At 65.0% G+C, this 21,069-nt stretch carries 20 protein-coding genes; 9 read left to right on the top strand and 11 right to left on the bottom strand.

Annotated elements, in window-relative coordinates:
- Window positions 1–3 precede the first annotated feature (3 nt).
- The 4 genes from U5A89_RS09075 to pyrF are packed head-to-tail and all read left to right on the top strand — an operon-like array spanning window position 4 to window position 3,382.
- On the top strand, window positions 4–1,416 hold the full coding sequence (locus U5A89_RS09075) for a sugar porter family MFS transporter (RefSeq protein WP_338160834.1): 1,413 nt from the start codon (window positions 4–6) through the stop codon (window positions 1,414–1,416).
- Between the two features lie 17 nt (window positions 1,417–1,433).
- Window positions 1,434–2,303 (top strand): aldose 1-epimerase, encoded by an 870-nt coding sequence (locus U5A89_RS09070; RefSeq protein ID WP_338160833.1) that lies wholly within the window; start codon window positions 1,434–1,436, stop codon window positions 2,301–2,303.
- 33 nt (window positions 2,304–2,336) lie between these two features.
- Window positions 2,337–2,711 carry a LapA family protein gene (locus U5A89_RS09065; protein ID WP_338160832.1) on the top strand — a complete coding sequence of 125 codons (375 nt, stop codon included), beginning with the start codon at window positions 2,337–2,339 and terminating at the stop codon, window positions 2,709–2,711.
- Window positions 2,708–3,382 (top strand): orotidine-5'-phosphate decarboxylase, encoded by a 675-nt coding sequence (gene pyrF, locus U5A89_RS09060; protein WP_338160831.1) that lies wholly within the window; start codon window positions 2,708–2,710, stop codon window positions 3,380–3,382. Before U5A89_RS09065 ends, pyrF begins: the two co-directional genes overlap by 4 nt.
- A gap of 156 nt (window positions 3,383–3,538) precedes the next feature.
- Here the strand turns inward: pyrF and U5A89_RS09055 are convergent, their stop codons facing one another.
- From U5A89_RS09055 to U5A89_RS09025, 7 genes are all read right to left on the bottom strand, one after another.
- Entirely contained in the window at window positions 3,539–3,958 is a 420-nt protein-coding gene (locus tag U5A89_RS09055) for an acyl-CoA thioesterase (RefSeq protein ID WP_338160830.1), read from the bottom strand.
- 233 nt (window positions 3,959–4,191) lie between these two features.
- Window positions 4,192–4,845 carry an outer membrane protein gene (locus U5A89_RS09050; RefSeq protein WP_338160829.1) on the bottom strand — a complete coding sequence of 218 codons (654 nt, stop codon included), beginning with the start codon at window positions 4,843–4,845 and terminating at the stop codon, window positions 4,192–4,194.
- A gap of 179 nt (window positions 4,846–5,024) precedes the next feature.
- On the bottom strand, window positions 5,025–6,419 hold the full coding sequence (locus U5A89_RS09045; protein ID WP_338160828.1) for an L-serine ammonia-lyase: 1,395 nt from the start codon (window positions 6,417–6,419) through the stop codon (window positions 5,025–5,027).
- Window position 6,420: 1 nt separating this feature from the next.
- Window positions 6,421–10,602, bottom strand: a complete 4,182-nt coding sequence (locus tag U5A89_RS09040) for a translocation/assembly module TamB domain-containing protein (RefSeq protein ID WP_338160827.1) — start codon at window positions 10,600–10,602, stop codon at window positions 6,421–6,423.
- Window positions 10,602–12,686: an autotransporter assembly complex protein TamA gene (locus U5A89_RS09035; protein ID WP_338160826.1), complete on the bottom strand. Its 2,085-nt coding sequence runs from the start codon at window positions 12,684–12,686 to the stop codon at window positions 10,602–10,604. Before U5A89_RS09035 ends, U5A89_RS09040 begins: the two co-directional genes overlap by 1 nt.
- A 77-nt stretch (window positions 12,687–12,763) precedes the next feature.
- The gene (locus U5A89_RS09030; RefSeq protein WP_338160825.1) at window positions 12,764–13,231 is read right to left on the bottom strand and encodes a DUF1465 family protein; all 468 of its coding nucleotides are present in this window, start codon (window positions 13,229–13,231) and stop codon (window positions 12,764–12,766) included.
- A 126-nt stretch (window positions 13,232–13,357) separates the two neighbouring features.
- The gene (locus U5A89_RS09025) at window positions 13,358–13,537 is read right to left on the bottom strand and encodes a YdcH family protein (RefSeq protein ID WP_338162994.1); all 180 of its coding nucleotides are present in this window, start codon (window positions 13,535–13,537) and stop codon (window positions 13,358–13,360) included.
- Window positions 13,538–13,727: 190 nt separating this feature from the next.
- Here U5A89_RS09025 and U5A89_RS09020 point away from each other — a divergent pair, with 190 nt between their 5' ends.
- On the top strand, window positions 13,728–13,886 hold the full coding sequence (locus U5A89_RS09020) for a YdcH family protein (RefSeq protein ID WP_088184388.1): 159 nt from the start codon (window positions 13,728–13,730) through the stop codon (window positions 13,884–13,886).
- A 251-nt stretch (window positions 13,887–14,137) separates the two neighbouring features.
- On the opposite strand, the gene U5A89_RS09015 is transcribed toward U5A89_RS09020, so the two are convergent.
- The 3 genes from U5A89_RS09015 to U5A89_RS09005 all read right to left on the bottom strand — a co-directional run bounded on the left by U5A89_RS09015 (window position 14,138) and on the right by U5A89_RS09005 (window position 16,453).
- On the bottom strand, window positions 14,138–14,515 hold the full coding sequence (locus tag U5A89_RS09015) for a PilZ domain-containing protein (RefSeq protein WP_338160824.1): 378 nt from the start codon (window positions 14,513–14,515) through the stop codon (window positions 14,138–14,140).
- 62 nt (window positions 14,516–14,577) lie between these two features.
- Window positions 14,578–15,042, bottom strand: a complete 465-nt coding sequence (dksA, locus tag U5A89_RS09010; protein ID WP_338160823.1) for an RNA polymerase-binding protein DksA — start codon at window positions 15,040–15,042, stop codon at window positions 14,578–14,580.
- A 535-nt stretch (window positions 15,043–15,577) separates the two neighbouring features.
- The gene (locus tag U5A89_RS09005) at window positions 15,578–16,453 is read right to left on the bottom strand and encodes a hypothetical protein (RefSeq protein ID WP_338160822.1); all 876 of its coding nucleotides are present in this window, start codon (window positions 16,451–16,453) and stop codon (window positions 15,578–15,580) included.
- Between the two features lie 13 nt (window positions 16,454–16,466).
- Between U5A89_RS09005 and U5A89_RS09000 the strand changes: the two genes are divergently transcribed.
- Complete coding sequence (locus U5A89_RS09000) at window positions 16,467–16,565, top strand: PEP-CTERM sorting domain-containing protein (protein ID WP_338160821.1); 99 nt, start codon at window positions 16,467–16,469, stop codon at window positions 16,563–16,565.
- 336 nt (window positions 16,566–16,901) lie between these two features.
- On the opposite strand, the gene U5A89_RS08995 is transcribed toward U5A89_RS09000, so the two are convergent.
- Window positions 16,902–17,342, bottom strand: coding sequence for a host attachment family protein (locus tag U5A89_RS08995; RefSeq protein WP_338160820.1), 441 nt, complete (start codon window positions 17,340–17,342; stop codon window positions 16,902–16,904).
- A gap of 93 nt (window positions 17,343–17,435) precedes the next feature.
- Between U5A89_RS08995 and serS the strand changes: the two genes are divergently transcribed.
- From serS to U5A89_RS08980, 3 genes are all read left to right on the top strand, one after another.
- The gene (serS, locus tag U5A89_RS08990) at window positions 17,436–18,713 is read left to right on the top strand and encodes a serine--tRNA ligase (protein ID WP_338160819.1); all 1,278 of its coding nucleotides are present in this window, start codon (window positions 17,436–17,438) and stop codon (window positions 18,711–18,713) included.
- Between the two features lie 237 nt (window positions 18,714–18,950).
- Window positions 18,951–19,970 carry a M23 family metallopeptidase gene (locus tag U5A89_RS08985; RefSeq protein ID WP_338162993.1) on the top strand — a complete coding sequence of 340 codons (1,020 nt, stop codon included), beginning with the start codon at window positions 18,951–18,953 and terminating at the stop codon, window positions 19,968–19,970.
- Window positions 19,967–21,025: a potassium channel family protein gene (locus tag U5A89_RS08980; protein ID WP_338160818.1), complete on the top strand. Its 1,059-nt coding sequence runs from the start codon at window positions 19,967–19,969 to the stop codon at window positions 21,023–21,025. Before U5A89_RS08985 ends, U5A89_RS08980 begins: the two co-directional genes overlap by 4 nt.
- Window positions 21,026–21,069: the final 44 nt, after the last annotated feature.

Raw genomic sequence — 21,069 nt, 5'->3', positions numbered from 1 at the left:
AGGATGAATGAGGGGAGCGCTGAAAGGGTCAACATGGCCTTTATCGCCGCCATCGTCGCCGTGGCGACGATCGGCGGGTTCATGTTCGGCTATGATTCGGGCGTCATCAACGGGACGCAGAAGGGGCTGGAAGCAGCCTTCGACCTTGGCAAGCTGGGCATCGGCGTCAATGTCGGCGCGATCCTGGTCGGATCATCGATCGGCGCCTTCATGGCGGGGCGCATGGCCGATCTGATCGGCCGACGCGGCGTGATGATGCTGGCGGCCGTGCTGTTCCTGGGCAGCGCGCTGCTGGCGGGCGCGGCGGATTCTTCCGCCATCTTCATCTTCGCGCGCATCATCGGCGGCCTGGGCGTGGGCGCGGCGAGCGTCATTTCGCCGGTCTATATCTCCGAAGTCACTCCCGCCGCGGTGCGTGGACGCCTGTCGAGCGTGCAGCAGGTCATGATCATTTCCGGCCTGACCGGCGCATTCATCGCCAATTTCGTGCTGGCCCGCTATGCCGGTGGTTCCACCGCGCCGCTGTGGCTGGACTTTCCGGCCTGGCGCTGGATGTTCTGGTTGCAGGCGATCCCGGCGGCCATCTATCTGATCGCGCTGCTGTTCATCCCCGAAAGCCCTCGCTATCTGGTGGCGCGTGGGCGTGACGCTGATGCGGAAATCGTGCTGACGCGCCTGTTCGGCCCGCTGGAAGCCGCGCGCAAAGTGGCGGAAATCCGCGCCAGCCTGGCCGCGGACCATCACCGCCCCAAGCTGTCGGACCTGATCAGCAAGACCACGGGCAAGATCCGCCCGATCGTATGGACCGGCATCGGCCTGGCTGTCTTCCAGCAGTTGGTCGGCATCAACGTCGTCTTCTATTATGGCGCAACCTTGTGGGAAGCGGTCGGCTTTTCCGAAGATAATGCGTTGCAGATCAATATCCTGTCGGGCGTGCTGTCGATCGGCGCGTGCCTGGGCGCGATCGCCCTGGTCGACAAGATCGGGCGCAAGCCGTTGCTGCTGATCGGATCGGCGGGCATGGCGGTGACGCTGGCGATCGTCGCCTATGCCTTCTCCACCGCCGTCACCGGCGCGGACGGCGCGGTGTCGCTGCCCGGTCATAACGGCCTGATGGCGCTGATCGCGGCCAACCTGTACGTGATCTTCTTCAACCTCAGCTGGGGTCCGATCATGTGGGTGATGCTGGGCGAGATGTTCCCGAACCAGATTCGCGGATCGGGGCTGGCGGTCGCGGGCTTTGCCCAGTGGATCGCCAACGCCGCCATCTCGGTCAGCTTCCCGTCCCTCGCCGTGTCGCCGGGGCTGGTCGTGACCTATACCGGCTATGCGCTGTTCGCGGCGATCAGCTTCTTCTTCGTGCGCAAGATGGTGCATGAGACGAAGGGACGCGAGCTTGAGGATATGGAAGGCTGAGCAAGGACGTCATCCTGTTGCGGGCGGGAGGGCTGGAAGCGGCTCTGTCGCCTGCGGTCGGTGGATCGCTGGCGCGGCTGTCGCTGGATGGCGTCGACCTGCTGCGGCGGGCGCCGGAGGGGTCGACCGATCCGCTTGCCATGGCGAGCTTTCTGTTGGTGCCCTACGCCAATCGCATCGCCGATGGGCGCTTCGCCTTTGATGGGCGCGACTATCAGTTGCCGCGCAATTTCGGCGACCATCCGCATAGCCTGCACGGCTTTGGCTGGCAGAGTGGCTGGACAACGAGTGAGACAGGTGAAACGGCAGTTTGCCTGGTCCACGATCATGACGGTGATGCCGGATGGCCCTGGCCCTATCGCGCCGAACAAAGGGTCGCGGTCACCGCGTCACAACTGTCCAACTCCCTGTCCGTCACCAATGTCGGCGACGCGCCGATGCCGATCGGGCTGGGCTTTCATCCCTATTTTCAGATGGATGCCGGAACTACGGTGCAGTTCAACGCACGCAGCCTGTGGCTGTCGACGCCGAACATGCTGCCGGAGCGGGAAGTCGCTGCCGATGCGCTGGGCGACTGGTCGCGGCCAGCCGTCATGCGCGGCGATAGCCTGATCGACAATGTCTATGGTGGTTGGGATGGCGTGGCGACGGTCCGGCGCGGCGACGGGTTGCGCCTGACGCTGACGGCGACCGGGGCGGATTGGCTGCATGTCTATCGCCCACCCGGTGAGGCCTTCTTCTGCCTGGAGCCGGTCAGCCATATGCCCGACGCGATCCATCGTGCTGGCATGGCGACGCTGGCGCCGGGGGCGGTCGCGCACCTGTCCATGAGAATCGCTGTCGACAATGTTGACCAAGTGCTTCCGAAATCCGACGGGATCGCCTAAGCTGCGATAAACCAGCAGCAAGAGGTTCAGCCTATGCAATTTTTGCGGACAGCCTTCTGGGTCGTCATCGCCGTGGGACTCGCCTTCTTCTGCATGGCGAACTACGTCCCCGTGACCGTGCGCCTGTGGGGCGACATGGTGATGGAAACCAAGCTGCCCGTGCTGCTGATCGGCGCATTTCTGCTCGGCGCGCTGCCCTTCTGGATCATGGCGCGGGCGACGCGCTGGCGCTTGAAGCGGCGGCTGCATAGCACCGAAAAGGCGCTGGTCGTCGCCACCGCCGCCGCCGCGCCGCCGCCGGTGCTGACGCCGCAGCCCAGTTTCGCCGACGCGCCGCCCGCCATCGCGATCGTGCCCGACACGGCCCCTTCCACGCCCACGACCCCCAGCATCACAGGACCAGCATGAGCAGCCCCATCTATGTCGCCATCGACACGCCCGACCTGACCAAGGCGCAGACACTGGCCGGGCAGGTGAAGCATCATGTCGGCGGGTTGAAGCTGGGGCTGGAATTTTTCTGTGCCAGCGGCCATCATGGCGTGCATGAGATGACGAAGTTCGGCCTGCCGATCTTCCTGGACCTCAAGCTCCACGACATTCCCAATACGGTGGCGAAAGCGGTGCAGGCGCTGCACATGCTGGAACCCGCGATCCTGACCGTCCATGCGGCGGGCGGGCGGGCGATGCTGGAGGATGCGAAGGCGGCCGCCGGGGTCAATACGAAGGTCGTGGCCGTGACGATGCTGACCAGCCTGGACGATAGCGATCTGATGGATATCGGCGTCGGCGGCAAGGCCGAGGACCAGGTGCGTCGCTTAGCCGACCTGGCGCAGAGCGCGGGGCTGGACGGGATCGTCTGTTCGGGCGAGGAAGTCGCCGCGGTCAAGAAACAATGGTCCGACGGCTTCTTCGTCGTGCCGGGCGTGCGACCTGCCGGGGGTGCACTGGGCGACCAGAAGCGCGCGGTGACCCCGCGCGAGGCGCTGGACCGGGGGGCGTCGATCCTGGTGGTCGGGCGGCCGATCAGCCTGGCGGAGAACCCAGATATGGCGGCGCGGGAGATTGAGGCGACGCTTTAGGGGCGAGCGGCCCTGTTCCGTTATGCCAGCGAACGCTGGCCTTTTCTCGATGCGCCTGAAAGAAAAGGGAGATCCCAGCTTTCGCTGGGATGACGGTGTAGAACGGGGATGACAGATTGAAGGCCGAGCGTGCACTCACCACTCCCACGCAACAGCCTACCGCCCCGCTTCGCCCTCATCCCCGGCGAAGAAATGCTGGATCACGTCGCGGGTCAGGCGCGCGGGGCGCAGGCTGCTGGCGTCGATGCAGCACCAGCTGGACTTGACCTCGGCCAGCACGTCCTCACCGCGCTTGATGATGGTTTCGTAGAAGGCGCGGGCGCCCTGGACCTTTTCCAGCAGGACGGTGGCGATCACGTCGTCGTTCAGGAAGGTGGGCTTGCGATAGGTGATTTCATGTTTGAGCGCGACCCAGAGATGCTGAGCGACCGCTTCGGCCGGGGCCAAAGCGCGCCAATGGTCCAGCACGGCGTCCTGCACCCATTTGAGGTAGCTGGCATTGTTGACATGACCCATGAAGTCGATATCGGTCGGATCGATGCCGATCGGGAAGCTATGGGGGATCGCGTTACTCACAAAGGTGTCAATAGCAGATCGGCGGCGGCGCAGATAGGGTGATCCTGTGCAATGCAGCAAAAAGGGACCGATCGCGTGATCGGTCCCTTTCTGTTTCGCGAAATTCGCTGGTTGAAACGGAGGTGCTGTCCCTGAACGGGTAGGACAGGGTTCCCGCGTTTCAACTGGGTTCCCGCCTACGCGGGAACACTGGATGCTATATTCCGCGCTGCGCTATACTCATCGACGCGCTATCAGAAGCGCCAGCCGACGCTGCCGACGACCTGATGGCGATCGGTGTCGATGCCGAATTCGTCGCTGGTCGCGCCATTGGCGAAATCGATATGGGCGTCCTGATATTTGGAGTAGCGATATTCGATCTTGGCGAAGGTATTCGCGTTGATCGCGCGCTCCACGCCCGCGCCGATGCGCCAGCCGTCCAGCTTGAACGCGGTGTCGGTGGTCTGGTTGGTGTCGCCCGCCAGCACGTCCAGCTTGGTATTGGTATAACCGCCCTTTACATAGACCAGCGTCGCGGGATCGGCGAGAATACCGGCGCGGGCGCCGATATAGAGGTCGCGGCCCTGCTTGACGCGGCCGAAACCGAACTGGTCGGTATAATCACGGCGGCTGCTCTTGGCGGTGGAGTTGGTCCATTCGCCTTCGACGCCGACGACCGCGCTGCCCAGATTGACGTCGTAACCTGCGCCAACGCCATAGAGCAGGCCGTCGATCTTCTGATCGTCATTGCCATTGTCATTGTCCACGTCGCTGCCCGCGCCCGTGCGGTCATAGCCGAGGATGGCTTCGACGCGCGGACCGGTGAAGGTGGGGCCGACATCCTGCGCCAGAGCGGGGGCGGCGACGGTGACGCCTGCCAGAAGCGTTGCGACCATCAACTTACGCATAAACTATCTCCGTGTGTCTATCGTCCCCTCTCTCAGGGGGTGAGACGCACAAGCCGGAGCCGCGTGGGAAGTTTCATGAACGGGAGATAAACGACTGATTATGTGCCATTAATGTCACGAAATACCATCCGTTCGCCGCGCGATCGTGCGGATCGCGCGATCGACCGATGGAAGAGGTTTCAGCATTCCACGACGTTGACGGCCAGGCCGCCAAGCGATGTTTCCTTGTAGCGGCTCGCCATATCCTCGCCCGTCTGGCGCATGGTTTCGATGACGGCGTCCAGGCTGACGATATGACGACCGTCGCCCTGCAGCGCGAGATAGGCCGCGTTGATCGCCTTGACCGCGCCCATGGTGTTGCGTTCGATACAGGGTATCTGGACGAGGCCGCCGATCGGATCGCAGGTGAGGCCCAGATTATGTTCCATTCCGATTTCGGCGGCGTTTTCGATCTGGCCGTTGGTGCCGCCCAGCACGGCCGCCAGCCCCGCCGCCGCCATGGAGCAAGCAACGCCGACTTCCCCCTGACATCCCATTTCGGCGGCGGAGATGGAGGCGCGCTTCTTGTAGAGGAAGCCGATGGCGGCGGCGGTCAGCAGGAAGCGGCGCTCGCCGTCGCGGTCCGCACCGGGCACGAAGCGGCGATAATAGTGCAGCACCGCCGGGATCACGCCCGCCGCGCCGTTCGTGGGCGCGGTGACGACGCGGCCGCCCGCCGCATTTTCCTCATTCACCGCCAGCGCGAACAGGCTGACCCATTCGAAAATCTGCGCCGGGCCAAGCGCATCCTGTTGCAGGCGCAGTCGCTGGTGAATGGCGCGGGCGCGGCGGCGGACTTTGAGACCGCCGGGCAACAGGCCTTCCTGTTCCAGCCCACGGTCGATCGAGGCGGACATGGCGTCAATGACGCTGTCGAGGAAGGCTTCCGTTTCGGCCTGGGTGCGCCAGGCGCCTTCGTTCCGCAGCACCAACGTGGCGATGGACAGGCCGCTCGCCTCCCCCTGCGCCAGCATCTCCGCGCCGGAGGAGAAGGGATAGGGCTGGACGACATTATGGCCGAGCGGCGTAGCGTCGTCAGTGGGCGCGGTGCCGGGCAGGACGGCGCCGCCGCCGATCGAATAATAGTCGCGCACCTGCGGCGCGTCATGCCCGTCCAGCCAGGCGGTGAAGCGCATGCCGTTGCTATGCGCTTCCAGAAAATCACCCATGCGGAACAGCAGGTCGCGGGCTTCCTCGAACGGGAGCCAATGATCGACCGCGCTGCCCGCGCGGATGCGGCCATCAGTGCGGATCGCGGCCAGGATCGATCCGATCGCGTCGGGATCGACGCTTTCAGGGCGATAGCCCGACAGGCCGAGCAGGATGGCGCTGTCGGTCGCATGGCCCCTGCCCGTCAGCGCCAGCGATCCGAATAATTCGCATTGCACGCGCGTGGGGATGGCGGGCAGCGTGTCCATGAACATCAGCGCGGCGCGCATCGGCCCTACCGTATGCGAACTGGACGGGCCGATGCCGATGGTGAACAGGTCCATCACGCTGATCGCGGTGGCCGCGTCGATCCGGCTTTTGGTCACATCAATAATCCTTGGAAACCCGCACGTTCGCGCTTTCGCGACCCAGCGTCGAAATGGCGGCGAGCAGGGACAGCCAGCGGGTGACTTGATATTCCATGCGGGTGGCGCTGTAGCCCTGGCCGTCGGTGATCAGTTCGACATAGGTTTTGCGCGTCAGATATTTGCCCGCCGCGATCGACGTGCCCTGCCCCTGGGTCGGGTCGGCGGCGATGATACGCAGCCGATCGAGGCCCGCCGCCTTGCGCACGGCGTTGATGGGGTCAAGGCCGCCATTGCCCTGCAGCGATCCGACGGCGGAGGCGAGTTGCAGCGCTTCGGGCGCGGACAGGTTGGTGATCGACGTGCCGAACAGGATGCGGGACAGGAGTTCGTCCTGCGGCAGGGCGGGCACGCTGGTGAAGGTGATGTCGGGTTTGAGGCCGGTGCCGCCGACATGGATGGTGGCGTTGAGGTCGTTGACGTCCGCCTCCGCATCGATGTCCAGCGTGGGGTTCACCGGGGTCTTGCCGTCGAACTGGATGCGCCCTTCGCGCAGTTCGAAGCGACGACCGGCAAATTCATAGCCGCCGCGCACCAGTTGGGCGCGACCGGCAATGGCGGGGCTGGTCACGGTGCCGCCGATATCCAGGTCCGCACGCCATTCGCTGTCGAGGCCAAGGCCGGTGACGGTCAGGCGATTGCGCGCCCGCGCCTTGATCGCCAGCGCCCAGGGGACGTTGGTACGGGGCCGCTCGATCTCGTCGCCGCGGCGGTTGACCTCGACGACCTTGAGTTCGGGGATCTGCGCAACGGCGGCGGCGCGGCCCATGGTGAAGCGGCTTTTGTTGAGGACCAGATCGCCGCCGATCGTGCCGCCCACACCGTCGGAGCGCAGGGTGACCGGCCCCGTGACGGTCGCGGCGATATCGTCCCGGTCCAGCAGGGTGGCGTTGTCGGCCTGGAGGCTGAGGTCCATGCCGACACCAGCGATGCCGTTGAAGGTGAAGCGGCCGGTGCCGCTGACCGCTCCGCTATTTTGCGCGGTCGCGGCGAAGCTGGAGATGACGAGTTGCGCGCCGGAGAAGCGCCCCCGCGCCTTGACGCCCTTCAACCGCATACCGGTGACGGAGCTGTTGATGGTGGCGTCATCGGTGGCGAAGGTGCCGGTGATGATCGGCTGCCCCAAGGTGCCGCGCATGTCGGCCGACACGCCGACCATCCCGGCGATGTCGACAATCTCCACCCCGGTCAGCCGCCAGAGCGTGTCCGCCGTGCCATTGAAGCGCAATTGTGCGAAGAAGGGCGCGCGGTTGAGGCGCGTGGCGAGGCCGCCTTCGGTTCCCAGCGGGTTGAGCAGCGCCTGCGCCTGGCCGATCGTCTTGCCATCGGCGACGAAGACCATGCGGGTGGCGAGCCGTTCGCCGGTCAGCACGGCGTTGACGCCGACATCGACCGGGCGAGAACTCAAGGACAGGCCAGAGCGAGACAGGCCGCGGATGCGCAGCTCCGCCTTGCCGGTGGGCAGGCCGCCGCGCGGCTGGGCATAGCTTAATGATCCGGTCGCCATGCCGCCCAGGCCCAGATTGTCATAGGCGATGTCGAGCAGGGCGAGCGGCAGTTTCTGCATCCGCGCTTCGATATGGGTGGCTGCTCCGCCCAATTCGCCCGCCAATTGCAGGGAGCCGCCGGCATAGGCGATGGTCGCGGGCGACAGACGCCAGCCATCGTCGGCGCGGGTCAGGACGGCGGGGCGGGTCAGGCGGATCGATCGCTTGTCGATGGTGCCGCCCGCGCTGAGGCGGATGCGGTCGGGTTCGACCTGCGCTTCGCCCTGCAGGTCGAAGAGGCGGCCACGCTGGCCCGACAGGCTGCCGGTGACCTTACCCCTGCCATCGACCAGTTGCGCATTGGCGGCGAAGCGGCCCAGCAGCACGCCGCCGACGCGCAGCCCGCGCGCCTGCGCCGTTGCGTTGACGGTGGTGCCGGACGGATCGAGCAGGATCGTGCCGTCCAGCGTGCCGCGCCGCACTTCGATGATCGTCGGCCCTTCGAAGCTGGCGTCGTTGGCGGCGAGTTTCAGCTGGACCTGCTGGTTGGTGCCGACAGGCTTGAAATCGATATAGCCGGTGACCGGCCCTGATACGCTGAGTTGCCCGTCCAACCCGCCTGCGACCGGGCGGATGTCGCCACTGGCGGTGACGCCCGACACGGCCAGGTTCGCGACCCGCACCACCGCTTGGCCGCCCTGCGGCAGCAGGATGACGCCGCGCCCGGTGAAGGGGCCGAGCGTCGATCCACCATTCGCAGTATAGCTATAGCCGTTAGCGTCCGGGATCAGTCTGGCATGGACGTCGCGCAGGCCCAGTGCATCCATCGGGCGGGCCAATGTGACGTCGATCGTCGGCCGTTCTATCATGCCATCCAGCGTCAGCTTTACCGGGCCGTAACGGCCGTGGCGACCAACGCCCTCCAGATGCAGCGTCTGGTCACGATGGCGCACGCCCTGCCCCGTCAGCGTCAGCAGCGGCGCAGTGAGTTGCAGATTACGCAGCGCCATGTCGCCGCCGGGCAGCAATTCCAGGCTGCTGCGAACCGTGGGCAGGCCGCCGCCCAGCGTTCGCAGGAAGTCATTGTCCAGCCTGCGCACCCGCGCCAGCGCGGTGCCGGACAGGCCGAACTTGCCATCGGCGCGCGGCACGGCGCGCAGCTTGGACGTCAGATCGACGATGCCCAGGCCGCGAATGAACAGGCCGTTGATCTGACCGTCCAGCCCGGCGTCATAGCGGCCAGTCGCCAGGTCGGCGATGACCGTCAGCTTGCCGCGCAACTTGTCAGAGCGCAGTTGCATCAGGTTGCTGACAATCTGTTGCCCCTTGATCTGGAGCACGCCATCGAGTTGGAAATTGCGGACGATGCCCGCGACCAGTTCCCCCTGCCCGTCCAGGCTGCGCGCGCGCAGGCGCAGGGGGATGAGGGCCGGGCCGTTTTTGGCGACGCGTCCCTTGCCTTCCGCGCGGACGTCATTGACGATCGCCTTGTCGATCGTGATTTGGCGCGCGGTGAGCAGATATTCATAGCCCAGCGTCGCAAAAGCGCCGTCCAGCCGGATCTTCGCCGCGACCTCCCGCCCCCGCATCGCCTTGATCAGGGCTTCGGGCCGGGCCAGCTTCAGGTTGATCCGCATATTGTCGAGCGCATTGTTGCGCAGGTCGATCGCGCCGTCCGCCACCAGATCGATGGCGGCGGCGCGCAGCGACACAGTGCCGTCGATCACCCGATCGACCATCGTGCCGTTGGCGCGCACGTCGAGCCGCGGCGCGGCCAGGCGGCGGACGAGGCCGTTGCCCGCGATCGCATTCCCCTCCACTGATCCGCGCGCGGAATAGGCGCCGCTGCGGGCCGCCAGCACGAAATCGGCAACCGGTGCGGCGTCGAGCGTGGCGGACAGGCGGCCGTCCCATTTGCTCCAGCTACCCTTGCCACCGATGCGCAGATTGGCGTCCTGCTTCAATCCGGCCATCGCCGCCAATATGCCGGCCTTGGGCGCATTGACGGTGACGTCCAGGGAGAAGCGGTCATTATCGGGGCGGCTGTCGAGCGCGACGGTGAGCGCGTCGCTGCCATCCAGAGTCCGTGCCGACAGGTCGATGATCGCCCGGCCGCCGCGAATGTCCGCGTCGCCCGACAGGGTCGCGCGCTGGGCGCGTCCGGTGATCGACGGCGCGATATCCAGTTGCCCGACCGAAAATTGCATGAGACGGATGTCGAAACCGGGCAGGATCGGGCCGCGCCGCTCCGTGGGGTTAAGCTGGGGCAATTTGTGCAAGGTGGCGCGCGGGATGACCAGCCGATCGATGTCGAGCCGATTGGACAGCCAGGCGAAGGGCCACCAGTCCAGTTCGACGCGTGGGGCTTCCAGGAATTTGCCCCTGGGGTCGGACAGGGTCAGGTCGCGCAGGATCGCCTTGCGATAGATGCTGCCTTCTATCCCGCCAACATGGATGCGCAGGCCGGACGAGGATTTGATCGTCGCAATGCGGGTGGCGAGGAAGCGGTGGCCGCCATTAGTATCGAGCCAGGCAAGCGAGGCCATAACGATCAACAGCATCGCCGCCAGCAGTCCCGCGACCCAGCGCTGCCAGCGGCCGTCCCAGGCGCGGCGGCGCGGTGCGGGTGGTGGCGGGAGTGCTGCGTCCTCTGCCATCAGAAGGCCTGTCCCAGCGAGACATAGACCGCGATCTTGGGATCGCCCGAGTGCGGGTTGAGTGGCGTGCCGACATCGACGCGGATCGGGCCGAAATTGCTGTAATAGCGCAGGCCCATGCCCGCACCGATACGCAGGTCGCGGAAGCGCGGCAGGAAGGTGGTGGAGATATTGCCCGCATCGACAAAGGGCACGACGCCGAAATTGCCGAAGCGGATGCGGGTTTCCAGCGAAAATTCCGCCAAACTCTTGCCGCCGACCGGGTCGTCATCTTCGCCATAGCGCGGGCCGATCGCCTGATAGCCATAGCCGCGCACCGACGCGCCACCCCCGGCGTAGAAGCGGCGGGATGGCGCGATCTGCTCGACGGTCGATCCCAATATGGTGCCGAAGCGCGCGCGCGCCGCGACCACCAGCTTTTCGCCCAGCGGCTGATAGATGCTGCCGTCCAGCTGCACCTTGGCATAGCCGAAGGTCGTGTTCTGAAAGGAGAGTTCAGGGCTGATCCGGCCGCCTAGGCGAAAGCCCTTGCTGGGATTGAGCAGGTCGTCGCTGCCGTCATAGGTGAGGCTGAGCGGGATCGCGCCGATCAGGAAGGTGCGGCGCGCGCCGCCGGAAAAGGCGTCCGCTTCGTCCGACGCCACCAGTTCCGCGCCGACGCGCCAGACCCAGTTCTTCTGGAACAGGATGTTGGTCGTGCGCTCCAGCCCGCCGGACAGGGTGATGGTGCGCGCGTCATAGGCGTCGCGCCGGATATTGCTGACCGAGACCAAGCCGGTCAGCACATTGTCGCGCCGGTGGAAATTGCTGCGCCGATAGGTGAAGGACGCGGTCTGCTCCTGCGTGCCCAATACGCCGCGCAGCGTCACTGCGCCTTCGGGCGGAAAGAAATTGCGATGCTGCCAGCTGACCTCGGCGCGATAGCCTTCGCCCGTGCCATAACCCAGTTCGCCCGCGATCGTGCGTAGCGGCGCAGGGCGAAGGCTAACGTCGATATCGACATGCTCCCCATCGCCCGTATCCACCGGTTTCAAGGTGACCGTTGAGACCAGCCCGGTGGCGACGATGGCGCGGCGCAGATCCTCGACATCGGACGCCATATAGGTGTCACCGGGATCGAAGCGCGCGATTTCCTGCACATGGCGCGCATCGAACAAGCGGGTATCGTCCATGCGGATCGCACCGAAACGGCGGAAGCCGCCGGGCGTGACGATGATGTCGAGATCGCCCTTGCGCTCTTCATGGTCGATCCGCACTTCCGGTTCGTCCACCTTGGCAAAGGGAAAGCCGCTTTCGGACAATTTGGTCGCCAGCGCGTCGCGGCCCGCCAGAATCGCGTCTGCATCGACCGGGTCGCCGACCTTGGGCGGAAAGGCCGCGCGCAGGCGCGCTGCCTGCCCGGCGGTTTCGGCAAGGCCGGTGACATCGACCGATTCCAGCAGATATTGGGTGCCGGGCGTGACATCGAAATTGACGGACAGCCGGTCGCTGCCCGGTGGCGGCGCGGCGACGGCGCTGCGGATGCGGGCGGCATAATAGCCCTTGGCGCGCAGCAGCCGGTCGAGCAGTTCGCCATCTTCCTTCATGCGGCGATTGATCTGGGCGAGGTTGGCAGGCTTCCCCTGCCCCTGGCGCAGGACCGACAGTTCATCGAAGCGCAGGGTGAACTGCGTATCGGCGATGGCGTCTATGCCGTTGAGCTTGACGCTGTAGCGGCGTTCCTGCGTCGCGTCGGTGAACCCGGCCGCGTCATCGACCGGGTCGGCCCCCTGGTCCGCGACGAGCGCGGGCGTTTGCGCGGCGGTCGGATCGCCGGGGGTGGTGGATTGGGCCACGGGGTCTTCGGGCAACGGCGTGATGCTGTCGGGCTGGCCCATGTCCGGCCAGGCGACGCCGATGTCGGGCATGGCGTCCAACGTCTGGTCGGGTTCCGGCTCAGGCGCGGCCTGTGACGGCAGTTGCTGCGACGGCGGCTGCTGTGCCCGAACCACGCAAGGCGCGGCCAGCAGGAGTGGCGCGAACAGGAGCCGGGCGGCATACGGGCGGCCTGAAGAGCGGCGTCGGGTCCGCAAACCATCGGTCATGGCGCCGGTCTAGACCAAATATGGGCGATAGCGCCAGCCCTAGAAAAGGGGCGGCGGCGGCAGGCGGCCGTCAATCTTCAGAATGCCGTGTTCAGCCGGTCCAGCAATGCGCGCGCGGGACTGATGCCGGAGGTCGTCATTGTATCCAGCCGGTCCTGAAGCCGGTTGACGCGATCATAAAGTTCCTGGCTTGCGTCGATCAGCGCGCGGGCCGCGAAGGGGAAGCTGGCCGCCAGATCAGGCTCCGTCTGGGAGGCACGGCCGAGGCGATATTTTTCGTCCGACAGATCGACCTGCTCGATCTCGCCGCGCTGCCACGCCCGCTGACTGAGCAGCCAGGCGATGATGTGCATCAGGCGCGTCGTGACCTTGAGGGATTCGCAGGCGAAAGCGACGCGGCGCAGCGGGTCTTCCACGCCATCGTCCAGCGACGCGCTGCCATCGAAATAGGCGCGCGCTTCGTCTGCCATCACCATGGCCTCCAGATAGAGGCTATCGACCAGTCGCCGATGAAGACCAGGATCGAGGAAGGCGGGACGCTGCATTGCGGATTAGCTGCCATATTTTTGCAGCCTTGTCAGGCCCGTTGCGGCGGCTCGTCACAGCTTTGTCCCATTTGGGATCGGTTAGCGCGGCGTTAACCGAAATAGGCGCGCATCGACTGTGTTGCGTCAGGCGATAATGTCGGGGACCAGCGAGTCCTCCAGGATCGCAATCTCGTCGCGCAGGCGCAATTTTCGCTTCTTGAGACGGGCGACCTGCATCTGGTCGCCGCCACCGCCAAGCACCAACGCGGCGATCGCGCTATCGAGATCACGATGCTCGATCCGCAGCAATTCCAGTCGGCGCATGATGTCTTCCCGGCTCACCGCGCCACTTTCCTTCACTTCAACCAGCCCAATCGGCCCCTGATAACGTGCGCGGTCGATACGGACCATCGCAAATTTACATACGGCCCGCCGCAAAGCCCGAATCGTGGCGAGACAAGGGGTGCGAATCATGATCTATTTGATCATCCATCGCCCTCGTAAGGAGAATGTCATGGAAAATAGCCACGTTTCAGCTCTTTCAGCAAAGCACGCCGGCCTTGAGGCCCGAATCAAGGCAGAATCGAGTCGGCCCATGCCCGACGCTATCCTGGTGGCATCGCTTAAAAAGCAGAAATTGCGGCTGAAGGAGGAGTTGGCCGCCCAGCACTGATCGGCTCGCTGACTGTTCCGGGAGGTGGTTCGAACCTGGCGGTGATGGCCGCCGGTTCGGCCGCCCTCCACCTCATCGATCGACCGCGATGTTGGTGCCATCTTTGATGGAAATCAGGTGAGCGGCATGGCCCAATTGGCCTGCCTAATGCGGTATCGCATTGGTCATCGCTGTTCGGGTGCGCGGCATGTAGATAGCGCTATGCCCGCTTTATCACCGATTTTTGGATTGCGTTTAGACGGCCCCTGCCATCAGCGGCGTCTGATGCCCTTTGAATGTACGCGCAGATAGTCCGGTACGCCGCTTTGATTCGGCGCGGTGCTGCTCACCGGCTTACGCGCCAGTTGCGGATCGATGAGATCGTCGAAAGCCAGGCCGATCTTGTCCTCACGCGACCAGGCGACCATGCCGGAAACTTCGCCGATGCCGCGCAGATCGCAGATGATCCGGATGCCTGCCGGCACCGCCCGTTCGCAATCGGCCATCAGACCGGAGGCGGACAGGTTGCGGACGCGGGCCTTGCCCAGCGGCGCGCCTTCCGGCGTGCTGAGCGTCGTCAACAGGAACAGGCTGTCGCGCGGCGCGGCGCGCGCCGGTCCCCGGTCCGAAATATCCTGTTCGTCGTCCATGCACCAACCCATATAGATAGCATTGAATGCCGTCATTCTAGCGGGACGTGATGGAAAAAGGGTTAATCGTCGCGCGAGATCTTTTCCTGCCGCTCATGCCGTTCCTGCGCTTCGACGGTCATAGTGGCGATCGGGCGGGCTTCCAGACGACCCAGCGAAATCGGTTCGCCCGTCACTTCGCAATAGCCATATTCGCCATCATCGATGCGGCGCAGCGCGGCGTCGATCTTAGAAATCAGCTTACGCTGGCGGTCGCGCGTGCGCAGTTCGATCGACCAGTCCGTCTCGCTGGACGCGCGATCATTGAGGTCGGGTTCGCGCAGCGGCTCATTTTGCAGCACGGCCAGCGTGCCTTCCGCCTCTGCCAGTATCTGCTTCTTCCAATCCCACAGGCGCAGCCGGAAATATTCCTGCTGCAACGGGTTCATGAATTCTTCGTCCGGCGACGGCCGGTAATCGGCGGGAAGCGTTACAGTCGATTTGGGCGGCTTAACGCCGTCTTTATCGGAATTCAGGACCGATGCCATCTAGGCTCTCCAACTCGTAAGGCCCCGGCGCTTGATTTTCCGGGCGCCTAAACTTGATTGTGCCCGCCTCATAGCCATGGCTGCAGGCCGACACAAGCGGGCAATCCACCATTTGCCGCTTGCTTTCCGCCATTTTTTCCCATCCTTGAAATGACTTGCCGCCGAGTCCGCGATGAGGCCGATTTATGGGCCGGAATGCGGCCCGCCGTTCAGGCTTGGCCCGCCAGCCGTTTCATAGTGGGACGTTAACCATTTCCCTTCAATCAACAGTAGCTTTTCCCTCGACTTAGAGGTGATATTGAGGGTTAACGGGATTGCAGTTAACCCTTTCTTTTGCGTTTCTGCGCATAGGAAGTTCCCGTCGACCCGCCGCCGGATATCTGGCGAAGGGCGCGGGGGTAACAAAGAGAAGAGTAGATCCTATGTCGGTACGGATGGCTTTGGCGAAATTGTGCGCTTGCACGTGCGGCGGTGCGATCATCGGCGGTGGCGCGGTGCATGTCGCGGAAAATGCCCGGCCGGCAGTGGTGCACAGCTATAAGAGCGTGAAGGCCGCGCCCAAGAAGCGGCTGGCCGTGCGCACCGTGAAGCGCAAGGTCGTGCGGACCGTGCAGGTGACCAAGCCGCAGACCGTGACGGTCGTCACCCAGTCCGCGCCCATTCCCCTGCCCGCGCCGATGCCGGCCGCGGAAATGCCGATGATGTCGGGTGGCGGCGGCGCCGTGCCGGTCGTGATGGGCGGTGGCGGCGGCTTTGGCGGCGGCGGGTTCATCGGCGGCTTCTTCGGCGGTGGTGGTGGTGGCAGCGGTGGCGGATCTGTCGTGATCTCCTCCACCAGCAGCTCGACCGGCGGCATCAGCAGTTCGACCAGCTCTACCACGGGCGGCGTATCGACGTCGTCGGGTAACGTATCAACCTCGTCTGGCAATGTGTCGACATCCTCGGGTGTCAGCAGTTCGTCTTCTTCGTCCAGCTCCAGTTCTTCGTCCTCCTCGTCCAGCTCTTCTTCGAGCAGTTCGGGTGGGTCGAGCGGCGGCAAGCCCGGCAAGCCTGGGCATGGCAGTTCGAACGGGGGCAGCAACGGGTCGAGCGGTAGTTCGGGGTCGAGCGGTAGTTCGGGATCGAGCGGTTCCAGCGGGTCGAGCGGCAGTTCCGGGTCCAGCGGCTCCAGTGGTGGTTCGTCTTCCGATGGCGGATCGTCCAGTTCATCCTCGTCGGGATCGTCCTCGTCCAGCAGTTCGTCTTCGGGCGGCTCGTCCAGCTTCGGCAGCACGGGCAGCAGCGGATCGAGCGGCAGTTCCGGGTCGAGCGGCAGCAGCGGCAGCACGGGGTCGAGCGGGTCGTCTTCGGGCAGTTCGTCGTCCAGCACCTCTTCTTCCAGCAGCTCGAGCGGGGGTTCGAGTGGCAGCACTGGCGGCACCGATGTGCCGGCGCCGCCCATGGTGCTGCTGTTCGGCGCGGCCGCCGTGGCGCTCGTCGCCCGTCGCCGCTTTGCCGAACGCAAGGCGAAGGCCGCCGCTTAAAATAGCAGCGATCGCCAACAAAAATGGGCGGCCCCGATATTGATCGGGTGCCGCCCATTTTTGTTGGGTTGATGGCGAGACGCGATGATTTTGCTTATTGCCCGCGACCTTCATGGAAGGGTTCCAAGGAGAGGCAATGCCGCGCTTCTATCTAGCGTTGGCACACCCCCACCCGACCTCCCCCTCAAGGGGGAGGGGTTGAGAGGCGTTGGTTACCCACAATGTGATGATTCTGGTGCATGGGGCATGTTCCCCGGCGCAGGCCGGGGTCCGGTTGCAGCCTCCGAACTGGACCCCGGCTTGCGCCGGGGAACAGCAAGCGGAGTCCTCGTGGCCTCACGCAGCCGCGATGATCTTTTCGATCTCGGGCACCGGGTGATTGGTCAAGTCCTTGGCGATCTCGCCCACCAGGCGGCTTTGCACTTCCTTGTGATAATGTTTGCGCATTTCGCCGAGCGCGGTCGGTGGGGCGACGATGATCAGTTTCTCATAATCCTGGGCGAAGGCGCGGCGCTTGAGCAGGTCGGCGGCTTCGGTGGCGAAGCGGGCTTCTTCCAGATCGTGGAAATTAACCTGCTCCATCGAACTTTGACGACCGCCCATGGGCGAAGAGGAACGGCCCGCGGCGTCGGACGCCTGATCGCGGTCGGCGGGATTATCCTGCACCTTCACCTCTTCGGCTTCCAGCTGGGGAAAGGCGCTGTCGCCCTTGTTACGGAAGAACAGCATCTTGCGGCCGTCCGCCACCAGCACCATCGCGTCATGTTCGATCTGCATCGCTCGTCCTTTTCTCGTTGATTGATGTAGGACTAACGAGCCAGCGGCGCATAGGGTTGCGCGGTCCGTCGCGTGGCGGCATAGGACTGGCCCATGCACGACATCCGTTTCATCCGCGAAAACCCTCAAGCCTTCGACGCGGGCCTGGCCCGGCGGGGGCTGGCTCCGCTGTCCGCTGAGATATTGGCGATCGATGAGCAGTCGCGGGCGCTCAAGACCCAGTTGCAGCAGGGCCAGGCCCGCCGCAACGAGGCGAGCAAGGCGATCGGCCAGGCGATGGCGGCTGGCGACAAGGATAAGGCCGAGGCGCTGAAGGCCGAAGTCGCGGCGCTGAAGGAAGGCACGCCCGCGCTGGAGGCGCAGGACAAGGATGTGGGCGACGCGCTCATTGCGATGCTGGCCGCGATCCCCAACCTGCCCGCTGACGATGTACCACAGGGTTCGGACGAGGCGGATAATGTGGAGGTCAGCCGTTGGGGCACGCCGCGCGCGTTCGATTTCGTGGCCCAGGACCATGCCGATTTCGGTCCGGCGCTGGGGCTGGATTTCGAGACGGGGGCTGCCTTGTCCGGCGCGCGCTTCACGGCATTGCGGGGGCAGATGGCGCGGCTGCATCGGGCGCTGGCGCAATATATGCTGGATAGGCAGTCGGGCGCGAATGGCTATGAGGAGGTCAATCCGCCGCTGCTGGTGCGCGACGAGGCTGTGTTCGGGACGGGGCAGTTGCCCAAGTTTGCCGAGGATCTGTTCCGCACCACCGATGGCCGCTGGCTGATCCCGACCGCCGAAGTCTCGCTCACCAATCTGGTTGCGCAGCAGATCGTGGCGACGGACAGGCTGCCGATCCTTCTGACCGCGCTGACTCCCTGTTTCCGGTCGGAGGCCGGGTCCGCCGGGCGTGATACGCGCGGGTTCATCCGCCAGCATCAATTCGAGAAAGTCGAACTGGTGGCGATCTGCGCGCCCGAGGAGTCGGACGCCGAACATGCGCGCATGGTCGGGGCCGCCGAGGGCATTTTGCAGGCGCTGAGCCTGCCCTATCGCAAGATGCTGCTGTGCACCGGCGACATGGGCTTTGGCGCGCGCAAGACATGGGATCTGGAAGTGTGGCTGCCGAGCCAAGGCACCTATCGCGAGATTAGTTCGGTGTCCAACTGCGGCGATTTCCAGGCGCGGCGGATGAACGCGCGGTACAAGCCGGAGGGGGAAAAGCAGACGCGCTTCCTGCATACGCTCAACGGGTCGGGGCTGGCCGTGGGGCGGACGCTGGTCGCGGTGCTGGAGAATTATCAGCAGGCCGATGGCAGCGTAATCGTGCCGGAGGTGCTGGCGCCATATATGGGCGGGGTTACGGTATTGGTGCCGCGGTAATGCCTTCCCCGTTCGGTTCGAGCGTGTCGAGAACCGTTGCGTGAGGGTTCTCGACACGCTCGAACCGAACGGAAGGTTTGAGACAGGGAGTGCGACAGTTATATGCGTTTTTACGATTTGGTTAGTTAGCTAACTATGTGATTTTGCTGCGCGCACTGGCGCCATGCGGAAAGGGCTGGAAACCATCGCATGATGCGATACACACGCGCGATGCAGCGTCCCATCTTCCCTCTCGCCATGTTGTCCGGATCGCTTCTGTTGGCGGGCTGTATTCCCAATCAGGCGGAGCGCGGCGAACCTGCGCCGACGCCGCCGCCGCAGATGGGGGCGGATGCGTCCACGGTGGAACTGGCGGAAACGCAACCGGTATGGACGGCGCAGCAGGTCGTCGCCAGCGCGCGCACCGTGCCGGGGTCCACCTATGTCGTGCAGCCCGGCGATACGCTGCGCGGCATCGGCAACCGGAGCGGGGCGGGATCGGAAGCGATCGCGCGGGCCAACGCCCTGCCCGCCCCCTATGCCGTGCGGACGGGGCAGACATTGTCCATTCCCGCAGGCCGCTATCATCTGGTGGCGGAGGGGGAGACGGGCATCGCCATCGCGTCGGCCTATGGCGTGCCGTGGCGGCGGATCGTGGACGTCAATGGATTGCAGGAACCCTATGTTTTGCGGCGGGGGCAGCGGCTGCTGCTGCCCGGCGACACCCCTGCCCGCGCGCCGAATATGGAGCAGCGCGCCGCTGCGTTCCGCATCGACATCGATGATGTTTTGACTGGCGGGCAGCCCGCGGCGGCGGAGAATGCGCCGGTGGCCGTGGCGTCGCGCGCGCCCAAGCCCCTGCCCTCCAACGTGCCGATCGCGCAGCCGACCAGGTTGACCGGCAGTTTCGCCTGGCCGATCAAGGGCGTGATCCTGTCGCGCTTTGGCCCCGGTGAAAGCGGCGCGAAGAATAATGGCATCGATATTTCCGCGCCCGCAGGCACGCCGATCCGCGCGGCGGCCGATGGCGTGGTCGCCTATGCGGGCGACAAGGTGGCGGTGTTCGGCGGGCTGGTGCTGCTGAACCACGGCAGCAGCTGGGTCAGCGCCTATGGCCATGCGTCGCGCGTGGATGTGGTGCGCGGGCAGAAAGTGACGAAGGGGCAAATCATCGGCCTGGTCGGCGACACCGGCTATGCCAGCAAGCCCAAGCTGCATTTCGAATTGCGCCGGGACCGGGTGCCGGTCAACCCGATCGGCCAGTTGCCCCCGGCATGAGAATCGTCCAGCCGACCACGCCGTCGCTGACCGCCGGGTTCCTGCGGCGGCGGTCTTCGCTGCCGCTCTGGGTCGATCTGGTATGGCGAGTGGGCGTGGTGTTCGGGCTGATCGCGCTGGTGCTGCTGATCCACTGGGTCGGGCGCGACGGGTTGCGCGACAATCTGGACAACAGGATCAGCTTCGTCGACGTGCTCTATTTCACGACGGTCACGGTGACGACGGTGGGCTATGGCGATATCGTGCCGGTCACGCCCGAAGCGCGGCTGTTCGAGGCATTGCTGGTCACGCCGATCCGGCTGTTCGTGTGGCTAATCTTTCTGGGCACGGCCTATAATCTCTTTCTTCGCAACATCCTCTACAGGTGGCGCATGGCACGTATTCAGGCCGATCTGCACAATCACATCATCGTCACCGGTTTCGGCACCAGCGGGCAGGAAGCGGTGAACGAACTGCTCGCGCGCGGCACCGACGCGCGCGAGATCGTCGTGATCGACGGCAGTGAAAAGGCGCTGGCGCTGGCCGAAGCGCAGGGGTGCAACATATTGTGCGGCGATTCCACGCGCGACAAGACGTTGAAGGATGTGGCGATCCATCGCTCCCGCAGCATGATCGTGTCGGCCGGGCGGGACGACACGTCGATCCTGATCACGCTGACCGCCCGGCATCTGGCCCCGCGCCTGCCGATCAGCATCGTCGTGCGCAACGAGGATAATGAGCTGCCCGCGCGGCAGGCGGGGGCGACGACGGTGATCAACCCGACCAGCTTTGCCGGGCTGCTGCTGGCGGGCAGCACCAGCGGGCGGCATATCGCCGATTATATGACCGACCTGGCAGCGTCGGGCGGGCGGGTGAAGCTGAACGAACGGGCGGTGTTGCCAGAAGAGATTGGCGGGCCTTTGTCGGCGATCCGGACCGGGATCGGGCTTCGTGTCTATCGGGAGGATCGCCCGATCGGGTTTTGGGAAGAAGGCGCGGGTGCGCTGCAGACCGGCGACGTGATCATCGAAGTGACCGAAGGCGACGAGGCCGCAAAGGCACAGCAAGCCGACTGAATCGCCGCCGTCGCTGGCGGGACGTGACATTTGGCGCATTTATC

This window comes from Sphingobium sp. HWE2-09, from assembly GCF_035989265.1.
Taxonomy (GTDB): Bacteria; Pseudomonadota; Alphaproteobacteria; order Sphingomonadales; family Sphingomonadaceae; genus Sphingobium.
This window is presented reverse-complemented; position numbering and strand designations above follow the sequence as displayed.

Coding starts and splice junctions, on each gene's coding strand:
- U5A89_RS09075 (WP_338160834.1), top strand. CDS start 4: ATGAATGAGGGGAGCGCTGAAAGGGTCAACATGGCCTTTATCGCCGCC.
- U5A89_RS09065 (WP_338160832.1), top strand. CDS start 2,337: ATGCAATTTTTGCGGACAGCCTTCTGGGTCGTCATCGCCGTGGGACTC.
- pyrF (WP_338160831.1), top strand. CDS start 2,708: ATGAGCAGCCCCATCTATGTCGCCATCGACACGCCCGACCTGACCAAG.
- U5A89_RS09050 (WP_338160829.1), bottom strand. CDS start 4,845: ATGCGTAAGTTGATGGTCGCAACGCTTCTGGCAGGCGTCACCGTCGCC.
- U5A89_RS09040 (WP_338160827.1), bottom strand. CDS start 10,602: ATGGCAGAGGACGCAGCACTCCCGCCACCACCCGCACCGCGCCGCCGC.
- U5A89_RS09035 (WP_338160826.1), bottom strand. CDS start 12,686: ATGACCGATGGTTTGCGGACCCGACGCCGCTCTTCAGGCCGCCCGTAT.
- U5A89_RS09030 (WP_338160825.1), bottom strand. CDS start 13,231: ATGCAGCGTCCCGCCTTCCTCGATCCTGGTCTTCATCGGCGACTGGTC.
- U5A89_RS09025 (WP_338162994.1), bottom strand. CDS start 13,537: ATGCGCCGACTGGAATTGCTGCGGATCGAGCATCGTGATCTCGATAGC.
- U5A89_RS09020 (WP_088184388.1), top strand. CDS start 13,728: ATGGAAAATAGCCACGTTTCAGCTCTTTCAGCAAAGCACGCCGGCCTT.
- U5A89_RS09015 (WP_338160824.1), bottom strand. CDS start 14,515: ATGGACGACGAACAGGATATTTCGGACCGGGGACCGGCGCGCGCCGCG.
- dksA (WP_338160823.1), bottom strand. CDS start 15,042: ATGGCATCGGTCCTGAATTCCGATAAAGACGGCGTTAAGCCGCCCAAA.
- U5A89_RS08995 (WP_338160820.1), bottom strand. CDS start 17,342: ATGCAGATCGAACATGACGCGATGGTGCTGGTGGCGGACGGCCGCAAG.
- serS (WP_338160819.1), top strand. CDS start 17,436: ATGCACGACATCCGTTTCATCCGCGAAAACCCTCAAGCCTTCGACGCG.
- U5A89_RS08985 (WP_338162993.1), top strand. CDS start 18,951: ATGTTGTCCGGATCGCTTCTGTTGGCGGGCTGTATTCCCAATCAGGCG.
- U5A89_RS08980 (WP_338160818.1), top strand. CDS start 19,967: ATGAGAATCGTCCAGCCGACCACGCCGTCGCTGACCGCCGGGTTCCTG.